General features: G+C 65.7%; 26 protein-coding genes. 19 read left to right on the forward strand and 7 right to left on the reverse strand.

Annotation, left to right across the window (positions count from 1 at the left end):
* The first annotated feature begins 7 nt into the window (after positions 1 to 7).
* The 5 genes from AO684_RS04400 to AO684_RS04420 all read left to right on the forward strand — a co-directional run bounded on the left by AO684_RS04400 (position 8) and on the right by AO684_RS04420 (position 4,652).
* A complete protein-coding gene (locus tag AO684_RS04400; RefSeq protein ID WP_054301530.1) occupies positions 8 to 790 on the forward strand; it encodes a 2-oxo-hepta-3-ene-1,7-dioate hydratase in 783 nt (260 codons plus the stop codon).
* Positions 787 to 1,593, forward strand: coding sequence for an HpcH/HpaI aldolase/citrate lyase family protein (locus AO684_RS04405; protein ID WP_054301531.1), 807 nt, complete (start codon positions 787 to 789; stop codon positions 1,591 to 1,593). The genes AO684_RS04400 and AO684_RS04405 overlap by 4 nt, the downstream gene beginning before the upstream one ends.
* Entirely contained in the window at positions 1,593 to 2,345 is a 753-nt protein-coding gene (locus tag AO684_RS04410; RefSeq protein WP_054301532.1) for an SDR family NAD(P)-dependent oxidoreductase, read from the forward strand. Before AO684_RS04405 ends, AO684_RS04410 begins: the two co-directional genes overlap by 1 nt.
* Positions 2,346 to 2,379: 34 nt before the next feature.
* On the forward strand, positions 2,380 to 3,000 hold the full coding sequence (locus tag AO684_RS04415; protein ID WP_054301533.1) for a TetR/AcrR family transcriptional regulator: 621 nt from the start codon (positions 2,380 to 2,382) through the stop codon (positions 2,998 to 3,000).
* 254 nt (positions 3,001 to 3,254) lie between these two features.
* Complete coding sequence (locus AO684_RS04420) at positions 3,255 to 4,652, forward strand: aminomethyltransferase family protein (protein ID WP_200907792.1); 1,398 nt, start codon at positions 3,255 to 3,257, stop codon at positions 4,650 to 4,652.
* Between the two features lie 216 nt (positions 4,653 to 4,868).
* Here the strand turns inward: AO684_RS04420 and metG are convergent, their stop codons facing one another.
* The 3 genes from metG to AO684_RS04435 all read right to left on the reverse strand — a co-directional run bounded on the left by metG (position 4,869) and on the right by AO684_RS04435 (position 8,773).
* The gene (gene metG / locus AO684_RS04425; RefSeq protein WP_054301535.1) at positions 4,869 to 6,587 is read right to left on the reverse strand and encodes a methionine--tRNA ligase; all 1,719 of its coding nucleotides are present in this window, start codon (positions 6,585 to 6,587) and stop codon (positions 4,869 to 4,871) included.
* A gap of 133 nt (positions 6,588 to 6,720) precedes the next feature.
* Positions 6,721 to 7,473, reverse strand: a complete 753-nt coding sequence (locus tag AO684_RS04430; RefSeq protein WP_054301536.1) for an SDR family NAD(P)-dependent oxidoreductase — start codon at positions 7,471 to 7,473, stop codon at positions 6,721 to 6,723.
* Positions 7,474 to 7,552: 79 nt separating this feature from the next.
* Positions 7,553 to 8,773 carry an MFS transporter gene (locus tag AO684_RS04435; RefSeq protein WP_054301537.1) on the reverse strand — a complete coding sequence of 407 codons (1,221 nt, stop codon included), beginning with the start codon at positions 8,771 to 8,773 and terminating at the stop codon, positions 7,553 to 7,555.
* A 158-nt stretch (positions 8,774 to 8,931) separates the two neighbouring features.
* Here AO684_RS04435 and AO684_RS04440 point away from each other — a divergent pair, with 158 nt between their 5' ends.
* The 3 genes from AO684_RS04440 to AO684_RS04450 are packed head-to-tail and all read left to right on the forward strand — an operon-like array spanning position 8,932 to position 11,073.
* A complete protein-coding gene (locus AO684_RS04440; RefSeq protein WP_054301538.1) occupies positions 8,932 to 9,972 on the forward strand; it encodes an aldo/keto reductase in 1,041 nt (346 codons plus the stop codon).
* A 58-nt stretch (positions 9,973 to 10,030) separates the two neighbouring features.
* Positions 10,031 to 10,570, forward strand: coding sequence for a hypothetical protein (locus AO684_RS04445; RefSeq protein ID WP_054301539.1), 540 nt, complete (start codon positions 10,031 to 10,033; stop codon positions 10,568 to 10,570).
* Positions 10,558 to 11,073 carry a lipocalin family protein gene (locus tag AO684_RS04450; RefSeq protein ID WP_054301540.1) on the forward strand — a complete coding sequence of 172 codons (516 nt, stop codon included), beginning with the start codon at positions 10,558 to 10,560 and terminating at the stop codon, positions 11,071 to 11,073. The genes AO684_RS04445 and AO684_RS04450 overlap by 13 nt, the downstream gene beginning before the upstream one ends.
* Here AO684_RS04450 and AO684_RS04455 read toward each other — a convergent pair.
* Entirely contained in the window at positions 11,061 to 11,924 is an 864-nt protein-coding gene (locus AO684_RS04455; RefSeq protein ID WP_054301541.1) for a helix-turn-helix domain-containing protein, read from the reverse strand. The genes AO684_RS04450 and AO684_RS04455 overlap by 13 nt on opposite strands.
* Positions 11,925 to 12,022: 98 nt before the next feature.
* On the opposite strand from AO684_RS04455, the gene AO684_RS04460 reads away from it, so the two are divergent.
* Positions 12,023 to 12,922, forward strand: a complete 900-nt coding sequence (locus tag AO684_RS04460; protein WP_054301542.1) for a fatty acid desaturase — start codon at positions 12,023 to 12,025, stop codon at positions 12,920 to 12,922.
* Here the strand turns inward: AO684_RS04460 and AO684_RS04465 are convergent.
* Entirely contained in the window at positions 12,919 to 13,605 is a 687-nt protein-coding gene (locus tag AO684_RS04465) for an NUDIX hydrolase (RefSeq protein ID WP_054301543.1), read from the reverse strand. The genes AO684_RS04460 and AO684_RS04465 overlap by 4 nt on opposite strands.
* Complete coding sequence (locus AO684_RS04470; protein ID WP_054301544.1) at positions 13,583 to 13,972, reverse strand: DUF983 domain-containing protein; 390 nt, start codon at positions 13,970 to 13,972, stop codon at positions 13,583 to 13,585. The genes AO684_RS04465 and AO684_RS04470 overlap by 23 nt, the downstream gene beginning before the upstream one ends.
* 235 nt (positions 13,973 to 14,207) lie before the next feature.
* Here AO684_RS04470 and AO684_RS04475 point away from each other — a divergent pair, with 235 nt between their 5' ends.
* From AO684_RS04475 to AO684_RS04490, 4 genes are read left to right on the forward strand one after another with little or no spacing between them, the layout of a single operon-like run.
* On the forward strand, positions 14,208 to 14,846 hold the full coding sequence (locus AO684_RS04475) for an EF-hand domain-containing protein (RefSeq protein WP_235451208.1): 639 nt from the start codon (positions 14,208 to 14,210) through the stop codon (positions 14,844 to 14,846).
* A gap of 59 nt (positions 14,847 to 14,905) precedes the next feature.
* Positions 14,906 to 15,511 (forward strand): RNA polymerase sigma factor, encoded by a 606-nt coding sequence (locus AO684_RS04480; protein ID WP_054301545.1) that lies wholly within the window; start codon positions 14,906 to 14,908, stop codon positions 15,509 to 15,511.
* The gene (locus tag AO684_RS04485) at positions 15,508 to 15,888 is read left to right on the forward strand and encodes a hypothetical protein (RefSeq protein WP_054301546.1); all 381 of its coding nucleotides are present in this window, start codon (positions 15,508 to 15,510) and stop codon (positions 15,886 to 15,888) included. Before AO684_RS04480 ends, AO684_RS04485 begins: the two co-directional genes overlap by 4 nt.
* A gap of 4 nt (positions 15,889 to 15,892) precedes the next feature.
* A complete protein-coding gene (locus AO684_RS04490; RefSeq protein WP_054301547.1) occupies positions 15,893 to 16,402 on the forward strand; it encodes a periplasmic heavy metal sensor in 510 nt (169 codons plus the stop codon).
* A 6-nt stretch (positions 16,403 to 16,408) separates the two neighbouring features.
* Here the strand turns inward: AO684_RS04490 and AO684_RS04495 are convergent, their stop codons facing one another.
* Entirely contained in the window at positions 16,409 to 17,803 is a 1,395-nt protein-coding gene (locus AO684_RS04495; protein WP_235451209.1) for a diguanylate cyclase, read from the reverse strand.
* 108 nt (positions 17,804 to 17,911) lie between these two features.
* On the opposite strand from AO684_RS04495, the gene AO684_RS04500 reads away from it, so the two are divergent.
* The 6 genes from AO684_RS04500 (at position 17,912) to AO684_RS04525 (ending at position 24,036) form a co-directional block, all read left to right on the forward strand.
* A complete protein-coding gene (locus tag AO684_RS04500) occupies positions 17,912 to 18,193 on the forward strand; it encodes a DUF3572 domain-containing protein (protein WP_108128880.1) in 282 nt (93 codons plus the stop codon).
* Between the two features lie 29 nt (positions 18,194 to 18,222).
* A complete protein-coding gene (locus AO684_RS04505; protein WP_054301550.1) occupies positions 18,223 to 18,930 on the forward strand; it encodes an HAD family hydrolase in 708 nt (235 codons plus the stop codon).
* Between the two features lie 97 nt (positions 18,931 to 19,027).
* The gene (locus AO684_RS04510; protein WP_054301551.1) at positions 19,028 to 20,587 is read left to right on the forward strand and encodes a trimethylamine methyltransferase family protein; all 1,560 of its coding nucleotides are present in this window, start codon (positions 19,028 to 19,030) and stop codon (positions 20,585 to 20,587) included.
* A 58-nt stretch (positions 20,588 to 20,645) separates the two neighbouring features.
* Complete coding sequence (locus AO684_RS04515; protein WP_054301552.1) at positions 20,646 to 22,382, forward strand: DUF4153 domain-containing protein; 1,737 nt, start codon at positions 20,646 to 20,648, stop codon at positions 22,380 to 22,382.
* A gap of 53 nt (positions 22,383 to 22,435) precedes the next feature.
* A complete protein-coding gene (locus AO684_RS04520; protein WP_054301553.1) occupies positions 22,436 to 23,035 on the forward strand; it encodes a heme NO-binding domain-containing protein in 600 nt (199 codons plus the stop codon).
* Complete coding sequence (locus AO684_RS04525; RefSeq protein WP_054301554.1) at positions 23,032 to 24,036, forward strand: GGDEF domain-containing protein; 1,005 nt, start codon at positions 23,032 to 23,034, stop codon at positions 24,034 to 24,036. The genes AO684_RS04520 and AO684_RS04525 overlap by 4 nt, the downstream gene beginning before the upstream one ends.
* Positions 24,037 to 24,043: the final 7 nt, after the last annotated feature.

Raw genomic sequence — 24,043 nt, forward strand, 5'->3', positions numbered from 1 at the left:
AAGCCCCATGTTGACCGAAGACCAGCGGGCGGAATGCGTCGCCTCGCTTCTGGAAAGCCACCGCAGCAAGGTGCAGGGCATGCGCCCGTCCGAGCGCTTTCCCCAGATCGAACTTGAAGACAGCTATGCGATTTCCTCGGCCGTGGCGGCGGCCAAGGTCAAGGCTGGCGCCCGCATCATCGGCCATAAGATCGGCCTGACCTCGAAGGCGATGCAGGCGGCATCCAAGATCGACGAGCCGGATTTCGGCTATATGTTCGACGACCTGATCCTGAACGATGGCGCGAAAGTGCCCTTCGACAGTTTCTGCGTGCCGCGGGTGGAACCCGAACTGACCTTCATCCTGAAAGAACCGCTGAAAGGCCCGGGCATCGGGCTGATCGACGTGATGCGCGCCACCGAATGGGTCGTGCCCTCGATCGAGATCATCGACGCCCGCGTGACCGAACCGCGCCGGATCTTCGACACCGTGGCCGATAATGGCGCGGCGGCGGGGATCATTCTGGGCGGTCGGCCGGTGCGGCCCACCGATGTGGACCTGCGCTGGGTCGGCGCGATCTTCTATCGCAATTCGGAAATCGAAGAGACCGGACTTGCGGCGGGTGTGCTGGGCCATCCGGCCATGGCCATCGCCTGGCTGGCAAACAAGGTCGGCCAGTATGGCACGGTGCTGGAACCCGGCCATATGATGCTGTCGGGCAGCTTCACCCGGCCCGTCCATGCGAAAAAGGGCGATACGCTGCATGCCGATTTCGGCCCGCTCGGCTCGGTTTCGGTGCAGTTCACATGACCGGCCTGCCGCATCACCCGCTGACCACCGGCCCGGTTTCCGCCCCGCGCAACGCCTTCAAGGCGCGGCTTGCGGCGGGCGAGGCTTTGCACGGGCTTTGGCTGTCGATCCCCAATGCGGTGACGGCCGAGGCGCTGAGCCTCCTGGGCTTCGACTGGCTGCTGTTCGACACCGAACATGCGGCCGTCGATCTGGCCGATCTGCAACCCTTGCTGCAGGCGGCTTCTGCGGGGCCCTCGGCCCATGTGCTGCGTCCGGCCTGGAACGACAAGGTGCTGATCAAGCGCGCGCTTGATATGGGGGCGCAGACCCTGCTGGTGCCCTTCGTCCAGACGGCCGGGGAGGCGGCGGCCGCTGTCGCCGCCTGCCTTTACCCGCCGCACGGCATCCGCGGCGTGGCCGGTGGCACGCGGGCCAGCCGCTATGGCCAGACCGCGGATTATTTCAGCGTCGCCAATGCCGAGATCTGCCTGCTGGTGCAGATCGAGACCGGCGAGGCGCTGGCGCGTCTGGAAGAGATCGCCTCGGTTCCGGGCGTCGATGGCGTGTTCATCGGCCCCTCGGACCTTGCGGCTTCAATGGGGCATCTGGGCAATCCGGCCCATCCCGATGTGCAGGCCGCGCTGCAAGACGCCATCGCGCGGCTGCACAAGCTGGGCAAGCCCGGCGGCATCCTGGCCACCAATCCGGCTGATGCGCGGCGCTACCTGTCCTGGGGCTATGCCTTCGTCGCGGGCAGCGTCGATCTGGGCCTGCTGGTCGCCGCCGCAAGGTCTGTGCGCGACGCGCTGCGCGAGGCGTGATGGACCTGTTCCGGCTGGAGGGTCGGGCGGCCCTGATCACAGGCGGGGCGAGTGGCATTGGCCTTGCCACGGCGCGGCTGTTTCACCGGGCCGGCGCGCGGGTGGCGATCCTGGATCGCGACGTAGCGGCGGTCCGGGCCGTTTGCTCGGCCGAGGGGCTGACTTTGGCGCTTGCCGCCGATGTCACCCGGGCCGACGAGGTCGAGGCTGCCGTGGTGCAGGCCGAAACGGCTTTGGACGGCATCGACATTCTGGTCAATTCGGCTGGCATCGCGCTGCGCATGGCCGCGACCGAGATGCCGCAGGCCGATTGGGACCGGGTCGTCGCCGTCAACCAGACCGGGCTTTTTCTGGTCTCCCGCGCGGTCGCACGCGGCATGCTGGCGCGCGGCCGCCCGGCGGCCATGGTGCATCTGTCCTCGATCCTCGCCTTCTCGGGCGGCGGGCTCTACCCGAACCTGTCCTACCACGCGACCAAGGGCGCGGTTGCCAGCATGGCCCGTGCCATGGCGAATGAATGGGCGCCGCTGATCCGCGTCAATGCCGTCGCCCCCACCTGGGTGCGCACCGGCTTTATCGGCAAGCTTGAGAGCGATCCGGCGCTTATGCAGCGTATGCAGGCCACGATGCCGCTTGGCCGCATGGCCGAGGCGGACGAGGTCGCGGCGGCGATCCTGTTCCTTGCCTCGGATGCGGCGGCGATGATCACCGGCCATAACTTGCCCGTCGACGGCGGCTTCCTGTCCCGCTAGGCAGGGGCAGGTGGCTTCGGCGAAGGGCGGGAAGATGGCGGAACAACCGGCGCGCCGGCGGCGTACCCAAAGCGAACGGCGCGAGGCGACGCAGGCCGCGGTCCTCGACACGGCGCTCGAGATCCTGGCGACCGAGGGCTACGTCGCCTTCGCCTCAAGCGGGGTCGCTGCGCGGGCCGGTATTTCGCGCGGGGCGCTTGAGCATTATTATCCCAGGAAGATCGACCTCATCGCCGCCGCCTGCCACCATGCCATTGAACGTTCCGTGGCCGAAGCGCGCGAAGCGGCCGCAAGCCCGGACATGGCGGGCGATCCGGTCGGCACCTTCCTTTCCGCTTCGGAACGCTTCTTCTTCGCCCCCGCCTATGCCGCCCAGATCGAGCTTCTCATCGCCGCCCGTGCCGACAGCGCGCTGGCCGGGGTGATCCACCCGATCGTCCTTGATGCGAGGCGGCGGCTCGACGATGTCTGGACCGAGGTCCTGGTCCGCCTGGGTCAGGAGGCTGCCGTCGCCCGGCGCTATGTCGACCTGTCGCATGTGCTGATGCGCGGTCTCTATCTTGCCGAGACCTGGCTGCCCCAGGGAGACGAACGCGAAAAGATCATCGCACAATGGCGTGACGCCTCGCGCGCCTTGCTGGCTTCCGGGCTTTAAGTTTTCAAAAACAAATGGTTGCAGCGCTGATTCTGCCCACGCTCTCAGCTACTTCAAAAACAAGGAATGCTCCTTGTAAGTTGCGTTTTCGCCCGTCTTGCCTTATCCTGCCCGCACGATAACCCCGCACCCGCGCGATCAGAGGAGGAGCAGCGCAGGGTCCGAACCGCGCAGCCAAAGGGCGCTGTGTGATCGAAGATGCATGCCCGAATTCACCCCAAAAGCCGTCCATACCCGACATGCGGAGCAGAAAGATGAAAACGCTTCAGGACCTGATCGACCAGACGCCCGATCTGGTTGATCACCTCTACAACGACACGATCTCGCAGTATCACAAGTCGCGCACCGGCCTCCTCGCCACGCTGATCGCCCCCGAATACACGACCTGGCGCGAAGAACAGCGCGCCTGGCGCGAAACGGCGGTGCTGTTCAATCAGTCGCATCACATGCCGGTCCTGTTCGTCAAAGGCCGCGATGCCCGCAAGCTTCTGGAATATCTCAGCCCCTGCACCTTCTCGAACCTCTCGACCGACCGGGCGAAGCAGTATTTCTGCGTCACCCCGCGCGGCCATCATGTCGGCGACTGCGTGCTGAACTACTATGGCGAGGCAGAGGGCTTCGAACTCATCTCTGGCATGCCGGTTCTGAATTGGGTCCGCTTCCACGGCGAGACCGGCGGCTATGACGTGCAGATGCGCTTCGATCCGAGCACACCCTACGCCAGGGACGGCCAGCGCGAGAAGTACCGCTTTCAGCTTGAAGGCCCCAATGCCCGGGACATTCTGGACGAGATCTGCGAGGGCGGCTGGCCCGAGATCAGGTTCTTCCACACCGCGTATGTCACCATCGCGGGCTGCCGGGTGCATGTGCTGCGGCATGGCATGGCCGGACATGCCGGGGCAGAACTCTCGGGCCCCTTCGCCGAACTCGACCGGGTGCGCGATGCGATCCTTGCTGCGGGCGAAAAGCGCGGCCTGCGCCAGGCAGGCACCCGGACCTATTACTCCACCCCGCTTGAAGACGGCTGGATTCCCTATCCGCTGCCCGGCATCTATACCGGCGACGAGCTGCGCGCCTATCGCGAATGGCTGCCGGCCGACAGCTGGGAGGCGAACATGCAGTTGGGCGGCAGCCTCTACAGCCGGGATATCGAGGATTATTACTGGACGCCCTCGGCGCTGGGATATGAGAACTTCGTCAAGTTCGACCATGATTTCATCGGTCGCGCCGCGCTTGAGGCGCAGATGCAGGCCCCGCGCCGCGTCAAGCGCGTGCTGCGCTGGCATCATGACGATGTGGCCAGGATCTTCGCCTCTCAGACCGGCGACGGGCCGATCTACAAGGCGATCGACATGCCCACCTCCTATTACGGCTGGCCCCAGGCAGATGAACTGCGCAGCGCCGATGGCGCGCTGATCGGCATGTCGCAATATTGCGGTTACAACATCAACGAACGCGAATTCCTGTCACTGGCCTGTGTCGACGAAGCCTTTGCCGAACCAGGCACCGAGGTCGTGCTGACCTGGGGCGAAGTGGGCGGCGGCTCGCGCAAACCCCATGTCGAACGGCACGACCAAACGACGATCCGCGCCACGGTCCACCTTGCCCCCTTCTCGAAAGAGGCCCAGGAAAAACTGCGCGCGGTGATCTGACCCAGTTCGCGCCGCCATCATGGCCCCCACGTTGGGGGCCATTGATCTGCGGTCTGTCGCCGAAATCCGATTGCTGCCCGTCCCAACAGGCTCTCCGGTCAGCGGCTCTGGCAACTGTAGCTCTCAGCACATCGGGGCCGCCCATTTCTGACGGTCCCTGCACCACGCGTTAGCGATGGTGACCAGCTTTCTGCGACGGCGATGATGATGTCCCGATCACTCGCGCTTGCCCGCAAAGCGCTGTTGCCAATCGGCGCGTTCCTCATCAGTGATCTTGCGGAACAGGTTCTCCGGCACGGTGAACGCGTGCCCGGCGGGCAGGGCGCGAATGGCCTCCGGCACGTCGCTGGGCCAGGTCCAGTCGTCTGATCCCATCGCGGCCATCATGGCCTGCGCTGCATCGGGGATGAAGGGCTGCGACAGGATCGCATAGACCCGGATCAGGTTCAGGCTGAGGCGGATCATCGCCTCGGCCCGAGCCGGATCGGTCTTGATCGCGCTCCACGGTGCCGCCGCTTGCAGGTATTCGTTCCCGATCACCCAGATCGCCCGCAACTCGGCCGCCGCCTTGCGGACCTCAATCGCGTTCATATAGCCTTCGTAATCGCGGATGCGCGCGCCCAGTTCCGCGATCAGCGCGGTTTCCTGCGGGCCGAATTCGCCGCCCTCCGGCACCGCTTCGCCCAGCTTGGACTTGGCGAATTTGGTCACGCGGCTGACGAAATTGCCCAGAACGTCGGCCAGATCCTTGTTCACGGAAGCCTGGAAATTCTCCCATGTAAACTCGCTGTCGGCGCTTTCAGGGGCGTGGCTGAGCAGCCACCAGCGCCAGTAATCCGAAGGCAGGATCGACAGCGCCTGATCCATGAACACCCCGCGCCCGCGCGAGGTGGAGAACTGGCCGCCATCATAGTTCAGGTAGTTGAAGGACTTGAGGTAATCGACCAGCTTCCACGGCTCGCCCGACCCCAGGATCGTGGCGGGGAAGGACAGGGTGTGAAAGGGCACGTTGTCCTTGCCCATGAACTGGTAATAGGTCACGTCTTCGGCGCCCTTGTCGGTGCGCCACCAGCGTTCCCAATCGGCGTTCTGCTTGCCATTGGCATCGGCCCATTCGGCGGTGCCCGCGATATACTCGATGGGGGCATCGAACCAGACGTAGAAGACCTTGCCCTCCATCCCCGGCCAGGACTGATCGCCCTTCATCACAGGGATACCCCAATGCAGGTCGCGGGTGATGCCACGATCCTGCAAGCCGTCGCCGTCATTCAGCCATTTCTTCGCGATGGAAGTGGTCAGCACCGGCCAGTCGGCCTTGCTGTCGATCCAGGCTTCCAGCCTGTCGCGCAGGGCGCGCTGCATCAGATAGAGGTGCTTGGTTTCCCGCACTTCCAGATTGGTGGAGCCGGAAATCGTGGAATGCGGGTTGATCAGGTCGGTCGGATCAAGCTGCTTGGTGCAGTTGTCGCACTGGTCGCCCCGCGCGCTGTCATAGCCGCAGTTCGGGCAGGTGCCCTCGATATAGCGGTCGGGCAGGAAGCGGTTGTCGTCGATGGAAAAGATCATCTTTTCCGAAACTTCGCGGATCAGCCCGTGATCAGCCAGCTGCCCCGCGAAATGCTGGGTCAGCCTGTGGTTCCGCTGGCTGGAGGATCGCCCGAAATGGTCGAAGGACAGCCGGAAGCCGCGCGCAAGATCGGCCTGAACCTCGTGCATCTCGGCGCAATATTCTGCGACCGGCTTGCCCGCCTTCGCGGCGGCCAGCTCGGCCGGGGTGCCATGTTCATCGGTCGCGCAGATGAACATGACCTCGTTGCCGCGCGCGCGCATGTAGCGGGCGAACAGGTCGGCGGGCAGCTGGCTGCCCACCAGATTGCCCAGATGCTTGATCCCGTTGATATAGGGAATAGCCGAAGTGATGAGAATCCGAGCCATGTCGCGTCCCCTTTTCCATTGCGGCACCATCCTGCGCCGCGGGCCTTTCCATTGCTGCGCCGCCAAGCGCCACGGGCCTTTCCGTTCCGGCGCTGTTTAGCGCCGCAGACGAGGCGGGAAAAGGGCTTTCGGCCTATTGCGCGCAGTATCCGCCGTCGATCAGGTGATACGATCCGTTGATGAATTTCGCCTGATCCGACAAGAGGAACAGCGTCAGCGCCGCGACCTCCGCCGGTTGTCCCAGCCGCCCCACCGGATGCGCCGCCACCAGCGCCTCTTTCGCGCCCTTGGGCAGGTTGGCCAGCAGGGGCGTGTCGATGAAAGCGGGGCCGACGGCATTTACCCGGATGCCTTTCGCCGCATATTCCAGCGCGGCGGTGCGGGTCAGCCCCAGCAGCGCGTGTTTCGCCGCCACATAGGCGCCCGCATTGGCAAAGCCGACCGAGCCGAGAACCGAGGCCATGTTGACGATGGCGCCGCCACCGGATTTCAGCATCTCGGGAATGGCGAAGCGCAACCCGTAGAACACGGCGTCAAGGTTCACGCCCATCACCTGTCGCCAGCCCTCCAGCGGATACTCGCCCAAAGGCGCTGTCGGCCCGCCGATTCCGGCGTTGTTCACCAGCAGGTCGATCCTGCCGTCCGCCGCCACCGCCTCGGCCACCAGGCGCTCCACCACCGCCGGGTCCGAGATATCGCCCGCGCCGGGCTGGGCCTGTCCACCCGCCGCGACGATCCGGTCGGCGACGGCCGCAGCCGTATCGGGGTGCAGGTCGGCCACAATGACCCGCGCCCCGGCGCGACCCAGTTCCAGCGCGATGGCCTCGCCGATGCCGGAGCCCGCTCCGGTTACAAGGGCCGTCTTGCCACTAAAGGAAATCTGCATTTCTGCCTCCTGTCGCTGTTTGTGGGGGCAGTATGGCACAGGCGGCGGGCGATCGCGTTGATCCGGCGCAAATGGCCGATCACTCTCCCGTGCGGTCGCGGCGCAACAGGCGCCCGATCAGGAATGACGTGCGCGGTTCATAGGTATAGGCGGTGCGGGTCTGCGACGGGCGCACCCGCATCCGGGCGAAGCCGAAGACGATCAGTCCGGCATGCGCAATTCCGATCATCACGAACATCGCTTCCGGCCCGAAATGTTCAATCACCAGCGAGGCGACATAGGGGCTGGCGATAGCGCCGACGGCATATAGGAACATTAGCGCCGCCGAAAGCTCCACCCGTTCCTGCGGCTCGGCATAATCATGGGCATGCGCGGTCGAGATGGAATAGACGGGCAAGGTGGCAAAGCCGAACAGCGCGGCGGCAGCAAAGACGCCGGAAATGCCGGAGGCCGCCAGAGCGATGGTGGCGCCACAGGCGAAGATGCCCGCGACCGATATCCAGATCAGCACGGACCGGCGGTCATAGCGGTCGGCGAGCCAGCCGACCGGGATCTGCGCCACGGCCCCGCCCAGCACATAGGCCGCCAGAAACAGCGCGATGAGATCGGCCCCCAGACCGACCTCCAGCCCGTAGACCGGGCCGACCATGCGAAAGGCTGCGCCGGTCACACCCGATACCACCACCCCCATGCTGGCCAATGGTGATTTGCGCCATGCAAGACCGGGGCGCAGGCGGGGGGCCAGCGGGGTAGGGGGCGCCTCGCTGCGGGTCAGGGTCAGCGGGAAGATGGCACAGCAGCACAGCAGCGCCAGCAGGTTGTAGGAAACGTAGGAGGCAGGCTCCAGCACGCCGATCATAAGCTGCGCGCCAAGGCTGCCTGCGATGTCCACCACCCGGTAAACCCCCATGGCGCGGGCGCGGGTCGCGTTCGTCACCTTGTCCTGCAACCATGCCTCGATGATCGTGTAACAGCCTGCAACACAAAGGCCCGAAGCCATCCGCATCACCGACCAGGCCAGCGGATCGACGATCAGCATATGCGCCAGAATGCCGATGGTCCCCGCCGCCGTGAAGGCCGCGAAGGCGCGCGAATGTCCGACAGACCCCATAAGCCGTGGCGCCCACCAGCAGCCAATGAAGAAGCCGAAGAAATGGGCCGAGCCCAGCAGGCCAAGCTGTTCGGTGGAAAAACCGAGGCTCGCGCCCGAAATCGCGTCCAGCGGCGCGACCCCGCCCGAACCGAGTTGCAGCAGCACGACAGCGAGGAACAGGGCGGCAAAAGAGATCAGCAGGCGCATCGGCTCGTCATTCCGGCAGGGCTTGGCGGGCAGGTTGGCCCGGATTGCGCCCGGATGACAGGGTGAAATGATCACAGTTTGTAACAGCGCGTGAGGTGGCGCAGGTCTTGCCACTGCTGCGATCCGCTCTAAGCTGATGCCCGACAAGGAGAAACGTGATGAAACAGGTTGCACTGGGCCGCAGCGGGCTCATGGTTTCGGAACTCTGCCTCGGCACGATGACCTGGGGCACCCAGAACACCGAGGCCGAGGCTTTTGCCCAGATGGATATGGCGACAGAGCGCGGCGTGACCTTCTGGGACACCGCCGAGATGTACCCGACCAACCCGGTCAGCGCTGAAACCGTCGGCGGGACCGAGACGATCATTGGCAACTGGTTCGCCGCGCGCGGCGGGCGTGAGCGTGTGGTTCTGGCGACCAAGATCACCGGCAAGGGCAAGACGGTGCGCGCCGATCAGCCGATTAGCGCCGCCACCTTGCGAACGGCGGTCGAAGGTTCGTTGCGGCGGTTGCAGACCGATTACATCGACCTTTACCAACTGCACTGGCCCAATCGCGGCAGCTATCACTTCCGCCAGATGTGGCGCTATGCGCCGCGTTTTGACGACCCGGCCGCGATCCGCGACAACATGGCCGAAGTGCTGCGCGCTGCGGGCGATCTGGTGGCTGAAGGCAAGATCCGCGCGCTGGGCCTGTCGAACGAAAGCGTCTGGGGCGCGGCTGAATGGCTGCGGCTGGCCGGGATGGAGAACCTGCCGCGCATGGCCAGCGTGCAGAACGAATATTCGCTGCTCTGCCGCCAGTTCGATACCGACTGGGCCGAGCTTTCGGTGCTGGAGGACATGCCGTTGCTGGCCTATTCGCCGCTGGCAACGGGGCTGCTGTCGGGCAAATATGCCGGGGATGTGGTGCCCGAAGGCACGCGGCGTGAACGAACGCCCGATCTGGGCGGACGTGTCACCGCGCAGGTGTTTCCTGCCGTTTCGGCCTATCTTGGCCTTGCGCGCGATCATGGGCTTGATCCTTGCCAGATGGCGATTGCCTTCACCCGTCAGAGGCCGTTTGCCTGCATTCCGATCATCGGCGCCACGACACTTGCGCAGCTTGAAAGCAATATCGGTGCGGCAGATCTGACGCTGTCGGACGAGGTTCTGGCCGATATTGACGCCTTGCACCGTCTTTACCCTGCGCCTTACTGAACGGGTTGCGCCCGTGCCGGGCTTCGGGCCTATTGGGGCGGGATGAGTGGGGGACGGGATGCGCCGGATTGCAGCGCTGTTGACGATTGGCCTGCTGGCGGCCTGCCAGTTGCCTGCGGGGCTTGGGGGCGGCAAGACTGCGCCGCCGCCTGAAGCTGGGGTAACTGCCGCGCCGGGGGCGATCACCGGCGGTCCGGTGACGACCACGACATTGGCCCCGGCAACCCCGGCGTCAGATGTCAAACCGGCCGCCGCGCCTGACCCAGCGCCGAAGGCTGCGCCAGAGGCCCAACCCGGGGTGCCTCCCACCGCCGCACCGCCCAGGCCTGTAACGGCGCCTCAACCTGAGCCTGCCGCGAAGACCGCCGCGCAGATCAGTTGCGAAAAGGCGGGGGGCACCTGGTCCGCTGCCGGGCTGTCGCAGGCCCGGACCTGCGTGCGGCGCACGCGGGACGCGGGCAAGCAATGCAGCCGCGAAAGCGATTGCGAGGGATTCTGTCTTGCCCGCTCGCGCAGTTGCGCGCCGGTCACGCCGCTTTTCGGCTGCAACCCCATCCTTCAGGCCGACGGGCGCGAGGTGACGCTGTGTCTCGACTGATGTTTGCACTGCTGCTGGCGCTGTCCGCCTGTGCCAAAACACCGGAGCCGGAACGCGCCTTTCGCAACACGGCGGTGCCGATCTATTCCAGCGCTGTGCTGGATGCGGCAAGTCTTGCCGGTCGCTGGCAGCAGGTCGGCACCTTCGCGGCAGAGGCGGGGGGCTGCCGGGGCGGGATGGTCAGTTTCGGCCCGTCGGGCGCGCAGGGTCTGCCGGTGGAAGCCGATCTTTGCCTTGACGGGCAGCGCGCGCGCTATCGCGGTAACGCCCGGCTGGTTGCGCCCGGTCGTTTGCAGCTCGAGGCTGCGGAAGGTGCGCTGGCCGAACCGTGGTGGGTGCTGTGGGCCGATGCCGACAGCCGCACGCTGGTCATCGGCACGCCGTCGGGGCGCATGGGCTTTGTGCTGGAACGCGGTGGCGTAACCTCGCCCGACCGGCTGAAGGCTGCGCGCGAAATCCTCGACTGGAACGGCTATAGCCTTGCCGGGCTTCAGATGTTCTGAACGCGCGTCCGCAGATCGCGCATATACGCGGCAAAATCGCGGGCGCCCAGGGTTGCCTCGCGCACCAGCCAGTCGAAATGCGCGCTGATGGTCTCGACCCGCGCACGGTCCCGGAAGGCGATGTAATGGCGGCCGAGATACACCACCGCCAGCAGCGGGCCGAACACCGTCACGGGCGCTGAAAACACCCGCCGCGCATCAAAGAGATACAGCCTCAGCGAGGGGTAAAGCTGATCCGCCAGCGTCTCGAACCGCTCGATCTGACCCAGCCGTACCTCAACCGGAAGCCCGGCGTAATAGCCGGTGCCGGTGGCAAACGCCTCCATCTCGTGCAGCGGCAGGGCGATTTCGTAATCCGATTGCGCGGTGCGCAGCCAGGCCAGCTGATCCTCGAAGGCGCCGATCGCCTGTTCGGCGGTGCGGCCCAGTTGCGGGCGATATTCCCATTCCACCAGAGCGCGGGTTTTCAGCATGTCGGGCAGCGTCGCCGGGACATGCCGGATCTTGTAGCCCGCCGCCTCGCGGTGCCAGCCGAAGATCGCCTCGTCGAACAGGGCGCGTGGCGCCTCGCGCATGGTCAGTTGCGTGGCCAGCAGGTCGGCCAGCGGCTCGGGCCGTTCGGTCAGCCCCAGAAGCCAGTCTGCGCTGATCCCCAGAGCCTGCGCGCAATCGGCGGCAAGCTGGGCATTGGGCAGTCGCACCCCATCGGCCAGAAGTTGCGAAATGGTGGAACGGTCCGCCGCGGTCGCGCGCGCCAGCGCGGCCTGCGTCATCTGACGCGCGGACATGGCCTCGGCCAGTCGGGTGCGGAACAGGGCTGCGCGGTCGCGTTTGTCGATCTTTTCCATCATTGGTGAGTATAATCAATAATGATGACTTTGTCATGCGCATCTTCCGCATTCTCGCAAGTCGTGCCCGGTGCTAAGCCATTGAAAAAACCGGAGCCGCCATGCGCCACACCCCCCGCACTGTTGAATGGATCACCCTGTCGCTGCTGGCGGCGACCTATGTGCTTTGGGCGTTGGGCACGACCTGGGCCTATGATCTGTCGCCCGTGCTGGGGGTGGTGCTGACCGGGCTTGCCATCGCTCAGTTTTCTTCGCTGCAACATGAGATGCTGCATGGCCATCCCTTCCGTTCACGTCTGGTCAACGAGGCGCTGGCCTTCCCGGCGCTGAACCTGACCGTGCCCTATGGCCGCTTCCGCGACACCCATCTGGCGCATCACCACGACCCGATCCTGACTGACCCCTATGATGACCCTGAATCGAACTATTTCGACCCGGCGGTCTGGGCGCGGCTGTCCCGCCCGGCGCGCTGGCTGCTGGAGATGAACAACACCCTCGCTGGGCGGGTGCTGCTGGGGCCGCTGATCGGCAATCTGCTGTGGCTGCGCACCGAGGCCGGGCTCGCGTTGCGTGGCGACCGGGTGGTGATCCGCGACTGGCTGCTGCATCTGGCGGGGCTGGTGCCGGTGATCTGGTGGATCTGGGTCGCCCCGATGAGCGGCTGGGCCTATCTGATGGCGGCCTATATCGGCCATGCGCTGCTGAAGATCCGCACCTTTCTGGAACACCGCGCCCATGAGGCTGCGCGCGCGCGCACCGTGATCGTTGAAGATCGCGGCCCGCTGGCGCTGCTGTTTCTGAACAACAACCTTCATGTGGTGCATCACATGCACCCGAATGTGCCCTGGTATGCCCTGCCTGCGCTTTATCACGCGCATCGGGATCATTATCAGCGACGCAACGATGGCTATGTCTACCGCAGCTATGCCGAGGTGTTTCGCCGCTATCTGGTGACGGCAAAAGATCCGGTGCCGCACCCGCTCTGGCCGTTCCGGCGTTAGGTGATCCGCCGGAAGGTGGGCCGGGTGCCGGAATTGTCGAAGAACGGCACACCGGGTTGCTGGCCGCCGCGCATCAGAAGGGCGACTTCAGACAGGACGACCTCGGTGATGAAGGGCAGGTCCAGCCGCCGCACCTCGGCCAGAGAGATCCAGTGCAGATGCGAAAGCTCGTCACAGGCGGCCGAGAAATCCTCGACATCGCCCTGAACGGCGCTGGCATCGGCAAGGAAGAACCGCGCGTCAAAGCGGCGCGGCCGGCCCGGCGGCGTGATGGCGCGAAAGATGAAGCGGAAACCCGAGGCATCGGGGCGCAGACCGCGCGCGGCGAAGCTCTGCCAGTCTGCGGGCGGATCGGCCCAGGTGGCGGGCTGGCCCAAAGCCAGGCCGGTTTCCTCGAACAATTCGCGGATTGCGGCGGCGGCCAGCGTGTCGGGTGCGATGTCCGTTCCGGCCAGCCGACTGCGACAGGGCTCACCCAGCGGCGCGACCAGCGGAACGGCAGCATCGGCGCGGTCCACCGCACCGCCAGGAAAGACGTATTTCGAAGGCATGAAGGCCGCACCGGCGCCGCGCTGGCCCATCAGTACCTCGGGGCCACCGGCCCGCGCGCGGGTCAGCACCACGGTTGCCGCAGGCCGTACCGGCGTATCGGCTGGCCGCTCAGTCACTTGAGCCGAATCCATGCATGCGCCGCGACCATTGCAGCGCCACGAAGGCGCCTTTCACGCGCGGCAGAAGCCAGAGGGTCATCGCAACCGCGATCACCGAAAAGATCGACACCAGAATCAGCGGATCGGGCCGCCATTTCACAAAGGCCCACAGCAGCGCCGGTCCCATGATGTGCCCGACGATCAGAATGGTGATATAGGCCGGGCCATCATCTGCGCGCTGGTGGTGCAGTGCCTCATGACAGACGGGGCAGCTTTCGCGCACCGTCAGATAGCCGCGCAGCACCGGCCCCGCCCCGCAGTTCGGGCAGCGCCGCCGCCAGCCACGCACAATAGCGGGCCACAGCGGGCGGTCGTCTTCGGTCTGCGCCAGTGCGGTCATCGGTCAACCTCGGATCAGGGGGGCATAGCGGTCTGGATCGGCGCAGCATAGTCATGGCGGCAGGGCAGGAGCAAGGGGCGCGGAAAACATGCGCTGGAAAGTCGCATTTAGGTGCTCACGGGGCCGTGACCGAAAGTGAGCGGTGATTGCGACGGAAACCCAGCCGCCGGGCGTTTGTCTGGCATGACGGTGGCGCCATGCAGAGGCGGCCCACCCGACAGACAGGAGATTGAAGATGCAGAAACGCACCCTCGTTTACACCGCAGCGCTGGCCTCGATCCTGGCCGGTGGTCTGGGATCTGCCGCGCTTGCAGACCGGATGCGCGATCATGGCGGTATGGGGCCGATGGGCATGATGATGCAGGACGGCCCGATGTTCGATTTTGACAAGTTGGATGCCGACAAGGACGGCAAGATCACGCCCGAGGAATTCGCGGCGGCCCGTGCAGCACGGGTGGCTGAACTTGATGCCGACAAGGATGGCAAGATCAGCGCCGACGAACTGGTGGCGATGCGGATGCGGGGTGCGGAAGAGCGTATCCGCGCGCAGGTCGATCAGATGATGCAGCGTCTGGATGCGGATGGCGACGGGATGCTGACGGCGGCCGAGGTTCTGGCGATGCCCGGACCGGGGCCGAAGATGCTGGCCCGCGTCGATACGGACGGCGATGGTGCGATCAGCAAGGCCGAGGCGGATGCCGCGCGCGAGAAGATGATGTCACGCATGGAGCGCCGGGGTCATGGCGAGCACGGCAAGGGCGGGCATGGCAAGGGCTGGCACGACAAGGACGGTCGCGGGGCCAAGGGGCAGGGCGGCAAGCCGGTGATGCCGCAGCCCGAAGAGGGTGCGGCGGAAGACGGCGCAGGGAATTGACGAGTGCCAGGGGCGCGGCGATTGTCGCGCCCCCGTTTCGCGGATAACACCCTTGCAGGATGTCCATGCCCCTTGACGTTTCCTCAGACCTGCCCGACGCGGTTCTGCTTGCCCGGTATGCGGCGGGTGACCGGGCGGCTGCGCGGGTTCTGACCTTGCGGTTCACGCCGCGCGTTCTGGGATATGCCACCCGTCTGCTGGGCGACCGTGCCGAGGCCGAGGATGTGGCGCAGGAAGCCATGTTGCGGCTCTGGCGCATTGCGCCGGACTGGCGCGCGGAAGAGGCGCAGGTCAGCACATGGCTGTATCGTGTGGTCACCAATCTGGTGACTGACCGGCAGCGCGCGCGGGCCAGGCGCCCTCTGGATCTGCCGGAGACGGCACCTGAGGTGGCGGATGATGCGCCTGGCGCGGCGGCGGCGATGATGCAACGCGACAGGATGGCCGCACTCGACACCGCCCTGACTGCCCTGCCGGAGCGGCAGCGTCAGGCGGTGGTGTTGCGCCACCTTGAGGGACTTGCGAACCCCGAGATCGCCGGGATCATGGGCATCGGGGTAGAGGCTGTGGAAAGCCTGACCGCACGGGGCAAACGCGCCCTTGCTGCGGTCTTGTCGGGCCAGCGCGCGGCGCTGGGCTATGAGGATGAGGAGACCGGGACATGAGTGTCAGGCTTCGGGATGATGTGGGACTGACGGCCGAGGCGCTGGACAGCCTGTTTGATGAGGCGCGCGCCGCTGCGCCGCCCGAGGCTTCGGGGCTGATGGCGCGGGTGCTGGCAGATGCCTATGCCGCGCAGGATGCCCTGCCGCAGCATACGGCTCAGCGCCGGCCTGCCGCGCGCCGGGGCCGGCTGGCGGGGTTGTTTTCACCCACGAACAACCGCGCGGCGGCGGGCCTGGTGGCTGCGACACTGGCAGGGGTCTGGATCGGCTTCGTGCAACCCGCGCCGGTCGCCGATGTATCGCAGGCCCTTGAACCCGCTGCGGTGGATGTGGTCGAACTGATCCCCGATCTTGAAATCTGGCTGGCGGAGGGATGAAGCCATGACGACGACCCCTGAACCACGCCCGGCCAGTCACCGCAGCCTGCGGCGCTGGAAGATCGCCTTCTTCGCCTCGCTGGCGGTCAACCTGATGGTTGCCGGTATCGTGGGCGGTGCCCTGCTGAAAGACCCCCATGACCGTGGGCGCGAAGTGCGGGATCTTGGTTTCGGTCCCTTCACCGAGGCGCTGAGCGAGGCGGATCGCGACGCCCTGCGCAAATCCTTCCGCGACCGTCGCCCCGATTTCCGGGCGGCGCGGGCGCAGATGCGGGCGGATATGGGCGAGATGCTGTCTGCCCTGCGGGCCGATCCTTTTGATGCCGGGCGGCTTTCTCGGGCTTTTGATACCCAGCAGGCGCGTCTGGCCGATCACTTGAAACTCGGGCAGGACCTGCTGCGCGAGCGGCTGGCCGGGATGAGCGATGCCGAACGCCACGCCTTTGCCGACCGGCTGGAACAGCGCATCACGCGCAAGCGCCCGCCGCCCGAGGACCGCAAGGGCGACAGGTAAGGCGCCTCAGGCAGCGCTGCGGCTTTGGATCACCTGATTGCGGCCGCGCGATTTCGCGCAAAGCAAGGCCTGATCGGCCATGTCGACCAGATCAGCCGCCGGAATTGCGGCTTGTGCGCTGTCCTGCACGGCGAGGCCTATGGACACGGTAATCTGCAAGGTTTCCCCCCCCGGCAGGGCAACCGGGGGCTTTTCGATGGCATGGCGCAGCCGTTCGGCAATGTGACGGGCCTCGGAGGCGCCGGATTCGGGCAGGATCACCAGAAATTCCTCGCCGCCGATGCGCGCAACCAGATCCGCCGGACGCAGGTTCAGGCTTAACCGCTGCGCGACCTCGACCAGAACCGCATCCCCTGTCGCGTGGCCCCAGCGATCGTTCACCTGTTTGAAACGGTCGAGGTCGATTACCATGACCGCGAAAGCGCTGCCGCAGGCATGGGCGCGCTCGGCAATCGCGGCCAGTCGGGGCTGAGCATAGCGGCGGTTGTAAAGCCCGGTCAGCGGATCGGTCACAGCAAGGCGCAGCCCGTCCTGCACCGAATGGCGCAGCCGGTCGCCGGTGCGTTTGCGCCGCAGCAATGCCTGAAGCCGGAAGGCCATTTCCTCGGCTGGCAGATCGTCGGGCAGGGCGGCGCTCACCCCCATATCATAGGCCATGGCAAGATCGGCGGGAACCTGCCCCTGACCGATCAGCACCATGGCGCTGTGCCGTGCGGTGCGGCGCGCGCGCAGGTCGGACATCAGCCGCAACCCGCCGCCCGGCCCGCTGATTTCGGCATCCAGCACAAAGATATCAGGGGCCAGCCCGGCGGCGGTGGCGTTCAGCGCCTCGTCCCGGCCCATGGTCCGCACCTCGATCCCCGCGCGCCCCGCAAGCTGGCGACGCAGCAGCAATGCCTGCTCCGGCCGCTGCGCGACGACGACGACCAGCCCCTGCCGCTCAAACCCCGCAGGCGCCTCGGCCAGGCCCAGCACCTGCAGGGCCTGTTCGCGGTGACCCAGTTCGTCGGCGGTTTCGTGCAGCCGCAACAGATTGCGCAGCCGGGCCATGAGCAACTGGTCGTCCAGCGGCTTGGCCAGGCAATCCTCCGCACCGGCCCGCAATGCGGCAAGCCGCAGCCCGGCATCCGGTGATGCCGCCAGCATCAGTACCGGGATATCCGCCGTGGCGGCATCGGCGCGCAATTGTTCCAGCACCGCAAGGCCCCTGCGGTTTCCCAGATCTGCGTCCAGCAGGATCGCATCAGGCTTCTCCGCCCGCGCCATGGCCAGACAGGTTTGCGCATCGCCCGCCAGCAGCGGATGATAGCAGGCCGCCGCCAGCTTTACCTTGAAGACGATGCGATTGGTGGCCACATCATCCGCAATGAGGATCTTGCCGACCATAACCAGCTCCGTCACCGTTCCCTGATCGACAGTGTTTCGCGAGATGGTTAAGAAATCATTGCCACCTGTTCACACTTTGCGGATCAAAGCCGAAATGTCGCATCCTAGATCAGAGTTTTCCCGGTGACTGCGCGGGAATCTGCCGAAACTCTGGCCCTTCGTGCGCTGGGCTGGCTGGTGACCCAGGAGGAACTGTTGCCGGGTTTTCTGGCGGCGACCGGCAGCGCGCCCGCCGATCTTCCCGCCCGCGCAACTGAGCCGGAGTTTCTGGCGGCGGTGATGGATTTTCTGCTGGCCGAAGATGCGCTGGTCATGGCTTTCTGCGATGCGGCTGGTCTGCCTTACGAGGCGCCGATGCAGGCGCGGGCCGGTCTGCCGGGCGGCGAGCTGCCACACTGGACATAACCACGCGCGGCGCGCGGGATAGGGATGAAATGATCGACGGGCTCATCTTCGACAAGGACGGCACGCTGTTCGACTTCCGGCAAAGCTGGGGTGGCTGGGCCGCGCGACTGCTGGCTGAGCTGGAACCGGATGCCGACCGGCGCGCTGTGCTGGCGCAGTCCATCGGGTTCGATGCGGCGCGGATGGATTTTGCCCCCGACAGCCCGGTGATCGCCGCCACCGCCCCGGAAATTGCCGAAGCGATGCTGCCGCATCTGGCGCCCGAAGCCGCGAGCAGCCTTGTGGACCGCATGAACCTGCTGGCCGCTGAGGCGCCCACGGTGGAGGCTGTGCCACTGGTGCCGCTGTTCACCGCGCTGAAGGCACGCGGGCTGAAAATCGGGCTTGCGACCAATGATACCGAAATCCCCGCCCGCACGCATCTGCGTAAGCATGGGGTGCTGGAGCTGTTCGATTTTGTGGCCGGTTACGACTCGGGCTATGGCGGCAAGCCCGCGCCGGGACAACTTCTGGCCTTTGCGGGGCAGATGGGGCTGGACCCGTCGCGCATTGCGATGGTTGGTGACAGCCGGCACGACATGGAGGCTGGCCGCGCGGCCGGGATGACCTGTATTGCCGTGCTGACTGGCATCGCCTTGCAGGACGAACTTGCGCCGCATGCCGATCTGGTGCTGGATCACATCGGTGCGTTGCCGGGCTGGCTGGACTCGCTCTCTGGCGCGGCCCTGACCGCCTAGATCAAAAACGACACAAACCTGTCGCGCTTGTTGTCCGCCTTGGCGGTTCCTTTCGGCCATTCTGGCGGAAAGCGGAATCCCAGGATGGAGAACGGGCATGAGCGACGATCAGGGCCGCAAACGCAGCCGCGCCGGTGGCCGGGCGGGTAATCAGGCCCGCGCCGGAACCGCCGTGATCGACCAGATGCCCTGGCGCATCCCCGTGCTGCCCGACGCCCCGGTCGAGCCGCTGGATGCCGAAGGCGTGCAGCGCGTCCACCGCACCGCCATGCGCATCCTGAGGGAAATCGGCATCGAAATGCTGAATCCCGAAGCCTGCGAGATCCTGAAACAGGCGGGTTGCAAGGTTTCGGGCACCAATGTGAAGATGGACGAGGATTTCGTGATGGAGATGGTGCGCAAGGCACCGTCGCAATTCACCATCACCCCCCGCAACCCGGAACGCGAGATCATTCTGGGCGGGCGGCATATGGTCTTCGTCAATGTCTCGTCGCCGCCGAATGCCTGGGATCTGGAACGCGGCAAACGCTCCGGCGATTTCGAGACGTTCAGGGAATTCCTGAAACTGACGCAGTATTTCAACTGCATCCATATCGCAGGCGGCTATCCGGTAGAACCGATCGACATTCATCCTTCGGTGCGCCATCTCGATTGCCTGTTCGAGAAGCTGACGCTCACCGACAAGGTGTGCCACGCCTACAGCCTTGGCGCCGAGCGGGTCGAGGATGTGATGGAGATGGTGCGTCTGGCGGGCGGGCTCAGCCATGACGAGTTCGAGGCGAAGCCGCGGATGTATACCAACATCAACTCGGTTTCGCCCCTGAAACACGACTATCCGATGCTGGATGGTGCGATGCGGCTGGCGCGGCGGCGGCAGCCGGTGGTGGTAACGCCCTTTACCCTTGCGGGCGCCATGGCCCCGGTCACCATGTCCGGCGCAGTCGCCCTGTCGCTGGCCGAGGCGCTGTCGGCCATTGCACTGCTGCAATACATCAGCCCCGGTTGCCCGGTGGCCATCGGCACTTTCACCTCCAACGTCGACATGAAATCCGGTGCCCCGGCCTTTGGCACACCGGAATACATGCGGGCGACACAGATGACCGGGCAGCTTGTGCGGTTCTACGGCGTGCCGCAGCGGTCTTCCGGTGTCTGCGCAGCCAACGTGCCGGATGGTCAGAGCATGTGGGAGACCTGCAATTCGCTCTGGGCCGCCGTGCAGGCCGGGTCCAACATGGTCTATCATGCGGCGGGCTGGCTGGAGGGCGGGCTGATCGCCAGCCCCGAAAAATTCGTGATGGATTGCGAGGTGCTGCAAATGATTCAGCGCTATTGCGAACCGGAGACCTTTGGCACCACCGACGACGATCTGGCCTTCGACGCGATCCGCGAGGTGGGGGCGGGGGGCCACTATTTTGGTTGCCAGCATACGCAGGACCGCTACCAGACCGCCTTTTATTCGCCCTTCCTGGCCGACTGGCGCAATTACGAGGCCTGGCATCAGGATGGCGCGGTCTGGACGGCAGAGCGCGCGCACCGGATGTATAAACAGATCCTCGCCGATTTCACTCCGCCCCCCATTGAGGGCGACCGTCTGGAGGCGCTGACCCGCTTCGTGGCGCAGCGCAAGCAGGAAGGCGGGGCGCCCACTGATTTCTGACCGCCTTTCCCTTGCCCCCGGCGCGGGATAACCTGCGCCGGAACGGCAGGAGGCAGGCATGGACCGGCAGATTTCGCAACGTATCGCCATGGCGGCGACCGGGGGGCTGGCGGGGCTGGCCTTCTTCGGGCTGGGTCAGATTCATGACTATAATCTGCTGCCCGAACGCGCCGCACTCGCGCTGACCGGCTTCACACTGGTGTTCTTTGTTGCGGTTCTGGGCATGGCGGGACCGCTTTCGCTGCGCCGGTCGGTGCTGACGGCCCTGCCGCTGGCGATGGTGGTCGGGCTGGGGCTGGCCTGGGCCAGCCTTGGCTATGTCTCTGCCGATCAGATGTTTGACACCCCGGCGGTGATCCTTGCCGCTCTGGCCCTGACCTTCCTGCCGCAACCCTTTCTGGTCGCAGCGCAACTCAGCCATTGGCGGGATTACCGGCTGCTTTTCATCGAAGCCTGGACCATCGTCATCCGCTACGCGGCGGCCTGGCTGTTCGTCGGTATTGTCTGGGCGGTCTTGTTCCTGTCGGATGCTCTGCTGAAAACCGTGGGCATCGGCTTTCTGGGTGATCTGATCAGCACGCCGTTCATCAGCCCTGTCATCACCGGCATCGCGCTGGGCCTTGGCATTGCCGTGGTGGACGAGATGGCCGATGTGATGTCGCCCTATCTGATCCTGCGGCTGCTGCGACTTCTGCTGCCGGTGTTGCTGCTTGTGGTGGTGCTGTTCCTCGTGGTGCTGCCGGTGCAGGGGCTGGATGGTCTGTTCGGCGCGCTGTCGGCGGCGGCGACGCTGCTGACTATTGCGGCCACCGGAGCGACGCTGGTCACATCGGCTGTCGACCAGTCGGATGAAGAGGCGGCGCGCGCCAGGCTGGTGCGCTGGGCCGCGCGGGCGATGGCGGTGCTGATCATCGCCCCCGCGGCGCTCGGAGCCTGGGCGGTCTGGTTGCGCGTGGCGCAATACGGCTGGACGCCCGAGCGCGTGCTGGGCGCCGTGATCGCCGGATTCGGGCTGGGCTATGGTGTGCTCTATGCCATTGCCGCGCTGCGTCTGGGTGGCTGGATGGCGCGTCTGCGGCAGGCCAATATCGTGATGGCGCTGCTGATCATCGCAGTTTCCGCCGCCCTGCTGACCCCGCTTCTGAACCCCGAAAGGATCGCGACGCGGAGCCAGCTTGCCCGGCTGGAGAATGGTCGGGTTCCGGTTGCACGTTTCGATCTCGGCGCGCTGCGAGACTGGGGCCGGCCAGGACGCGATGCGGTCGAAATGCTGAGACTGCGCGCGGCGGAGCCGGGGCAGGAGGCGCTGGCAGAGCTGTTCCGCCGCAAGCCTGCGACAGTCCCCGCACTGCCCGAGGATGCCGCTGCACTGCGTGAGGAACTCGCGACCCTGCTGCCGATGCGGCCCGCTACGGCCACGGCGCTGCGCGACCGGGTGCTGTCTGAACTGGCGGCGCCCGAGCTGGCAGACTGGCGCCAGACCTGCCTTCAGGACCTGCCGGGGGAGGGAGGCACCGCCTGTCTGATGATCGCCGGGGATTTCTGGCCGCATATCGCGGGGGACGAGGCGATGGTCCTGCTGTTGCGCGATGGCAGGCTGCTGGATGTCACCGGCTTCGGCTGGCCTGATGGCCTTTCGGAACGGCGGTATGTCACTCCTCTGCGCGGTGTCCTGCCGGAAGGGGCGGCAGCGGTGGCATTGATGCGGCAACTGGCGGAAGGCACACCCGAGTTTGTGCCGGTGCCGCTGAATGCCCTGCGCCTTGGCGAGGGTGAGCTGCCCCTGTTGCCCTAAGGGCTTTGTTAAGGCCCATGCCCTAGCCTCGTCGGAAATCTGAGGGGTTTTCGATGCACGGGCTGATCAACAGGGCAATCCAGTGCTTTCTGCGCGATACCTATGGGCACCCGCTGTGGTCGGCGGTGGCGCAGGCGGCTCAACCCGGTCTTGAAGGGTTTGAGCCGATGCTGCTTTATGAACCGGGCCTGACCGACCGGGTGATTGACGCCGCCGCGCGGCTGCTGGCACGGCCACGCGATACGGTGCTGGAGGATCTGGGCATCTATCTGGTGTCGCATCCCAACGTGCAGGGCCTGCGGCGCCTGCTGCGTTTCGGTGGAGCCACCTTCGTGGATTTCCTGCAATCGCTGGAGGAACTGCCCGGCCGCGCCCGCCTTGCCGTGCCCGATATCGACCTTCCGACGCTGGAATTGCAGGATCATTCCGCCACCGAATTCACCCTGATCTGCCGGTCTGCAATTCATGGGGCGGGGCATGTCGTGGTGGGGCTGTTGCGGGCCATGGCGGATGATTACGGGGCATTGTGTCTGGTTGATCACTGCGGCTCTGGCCCGGAGGGAGAGCGGATTTCCATTACGCTGGCCCAGGCCGGATTCAGCGCGGGTCGTCAGTTCGAGCTTGCCCGCGCGACGCCCGGGGCCACCCGATGACGGTCGCCTGTTTCGATGCAAGGGCCTTGGGTCTGCTCTTGCCGCTGCACTTGCATCTTGGCCCTGATGGCAGGCTCCGATCCTGCGGCCCGACGGCATTCAGGCTGTTGGGCGCGGCATCCGGCGCGGCGGATTTCTTCAGCCTGTTCGAAATACGGCGGCCTTCGGGCCTGAACAGCATGGGCCTCTTGCAGAAAGCCGCCGGGCAAAGGCTGTTCCTCGCCGCCCGGCATCTGCCGCAGACCCAGTTCCGCGCAATTGCCGTGCCGCTGGCGGGGGAGGGCGACATGCTGGTCAACCTGTCCTTCGGCATCGACATCATTGAGGCGGTGTGCCGTCACGCCCTGACCAGCGCCGATTTCGCGCCGACCGAGCTGGCGATGGAACTTCTGTATGTGGTCGAGGCGAAATCGGCTGTCACGGATGAGCTGCGCGGCCTGACGCTGCGGCTTCAGGGCGCCAAATCGGTGGCAGAAGAGCAGGCCGCAACTGACATGCTGACAGGATTGCGCAACCGCCGCGCGTTCGAGCTGGCCTTGTCCCGGATGATAGATGCGGCGCAGCCCTTCGGTCTCATGCATCTGGACCTGGATTTCTTCAAACAGGTGAATGACAGCCTGGGCCATGCGGCGGGCGATCATGTGCTGCGCGAGGTTGCGCGCATCCTTACGGTCGAAACCCGTCGCGGCGACACGCTGGCGCGGATCGGGGGGGATGAGTTCATGCTGCTTCTGCCCGGCGCGGCCGATCCGGCGCGGCTGACCGATATTGCGCAACGAATCATCGACCGCGTGTCCGAACCGATGATCTACGAGGGGGAGGTTTGCCGGATTGCTGCATCTGTGGGCATCACCATGTCGGGGTTCTACCAGACCCCCGAAGCGGCTGTGCTGATGCAGGATTCCGATTTGGCGCTTTATGCTGCGAAACATGCGGGCAGGGGATGCGCACGGATGCACCGGCCACAAGGCATGGTGCAGGGCGCCGGTCAGGCGCCCTGACGCGCCA

Source organism: Gemmobacter sp. LW-1 (assembly GCF_001303875.1).
Classification (GTDB): Bacteria; Pseudomonadota; Alphaproteobacteria; order Rhodobacterales; family Rhodobacteraceae; genus Gemmobacter; species Gemmobacter caeni.

Coding starts and splice junctions, on each gene's coding strand:
- AO684_RS04415 (WP_054301533.1), top strand. CDS start 2,380: ATGGCGGAACAACCGGCGCGCCGGCGGCGTACCCAAAGCGAACGGCGC.
- AO684_RS04490 (WP_054301547.1), top strand. CDS start 15,893: ATGACGACGACCCCTGAACCACGCCCGGCCAGTCACCGCAGCCTGCGG.
- AO684_RS04515 (WP_054301552.1), top strand. CDS start 20,646: ATGGACCGGCAGATTTCGCAACGTATCGCCATGGCGGCGACCGGGGGG.
- AO684_RS04460 (WP_054301542.1), top strand. CDS start 12,023: ATGCGCCACACCCCCCGCACTGTTGAATGGATCACCCTGTCGCTGCTG.
- AO684_RS04440 (WP_054301538.1), top strand. CDS start 8,932: ATGAAACAGGTTGCACTGGGCCGCAGCGGGCTCATGGTTTCGGAACTC.
- AO684_RS04505 (WP_054301550.1), top strand. CDS start 18,223: ATGATCGACGGGCTCATCTTCGACAAGGACGGCACGCTGTTCGACTTC.
- AO684_RS04485 (WP_054301546.1), top strand. CDS start 15,508: ATGAGTGTCAGGCTTCGGGATGATGTGGGACTGACGGCCGAGGCGCTG.
- AO684_RS04475 (WP_235451208.1), top strand. CDS start 14,208: ATGCAGAAACGCACCCTCGTTTACACCGCAGCGCTGGCCTCGATCCTG.
- AO684_RS04510 (WP_054301551.1), top strand. CDS start 19,028: ATGAGCGACGATCAGGGCCGCAAACGCAGCCGCGCCGGTGGCCGGGCG.
- AO684_RS04430 (WP_054301536.1), bottom strand. CDS start 7,473: ATGCAGATTTCCTTTAGTGGCAAGACGGCCCTTGTAACCGGAGCGGGC.
- AO684_RS04420 (WP_200907792.1), top strand. CDS start 3,255: ATGAAAACGCTTCAGGACCTGATCGACCAGACGCCCGATCTGGTTGAT.
- AO684_RS04525 (WP_054301554.1), top strand. CDS start 23,032: ATGACGGTCGCCTGTTTCGATGCAAGGGCCTTGGGTCTGCTCTTGCCG.
- AO684_RS04435 (WP_054301537.1), bottom strand. CDS start 8,773: ATGCGCCTGCTGATCTCTTTTGCCGCCCTGTTCCTCGCTGTCGTGCTG.
- metG (WP_054301535.1), bottom strand. CDS start 6,587: ATGGCTCGGATTCTCATCACTTCGGCTATTCCCTATATCAACGGGATC.
- AO684_RS04400 (WP_054301530.1), top strand. CDS start 8: ATGTTGACCGAAGACCAGCGGGCGGAATGCGTCGCCTCGCTTCTGGAA.
- AO684_RS04480 (WP_054301545.1), top strand. CDS start 14,906: ATGTCCATGCCCCTTGACGTTTCCTCAGACCTGCCCGACGCGGTTCTG.
- AO684_RS04455 (WP_054301541.1), bottom strand. CDS start 11,924: ATGATGGAAAAGATCGACAAACGCGACCGCGCAGCCCTGTTCCGCACC.
- AO684_RS04445 (WP_054301539.1), top strand. CDS start 10,031: ATGCGCCGGATTGCAGCGCTGTTGACGATTGGCCTGCTGGCGGCCTGC.
- AO684_RS04410 (WP_054301532.1), top strand. CDS start 1,593: ATGGACCTGTTCCGGCTGGAGGGTCGGGCGGCCCTGATCACAGGCGGG.
- AO684_RS04470 (WP_054301544.1), bottom strand. CDS start 13,972: ATGACCGCACTGGCGCAGACCGAAGACGACCGCCCGCTGTGGCCCGCT.
- AO684_RS04520 (WP_054301553.1), top strand. CDS start 22,436: ATGCACGGGCTGATCAACAGGGCAATCCAGTGCTTTCTGCGCGATACC.
- AO684_RS04465 (WP_054301543.1), bottom strand. CDS start 13,605: ATGGATTCGGCTCAAGTGACTGAGCGGCCAGCCGATACGCCGGTACGG.
- AO684_RS04405 (WP_054301531.1), top strand. CDS start 787: ATGACCGGCCTGCCGCATCACCCGCTGACCACCGGCCCGGTTTCCGCC.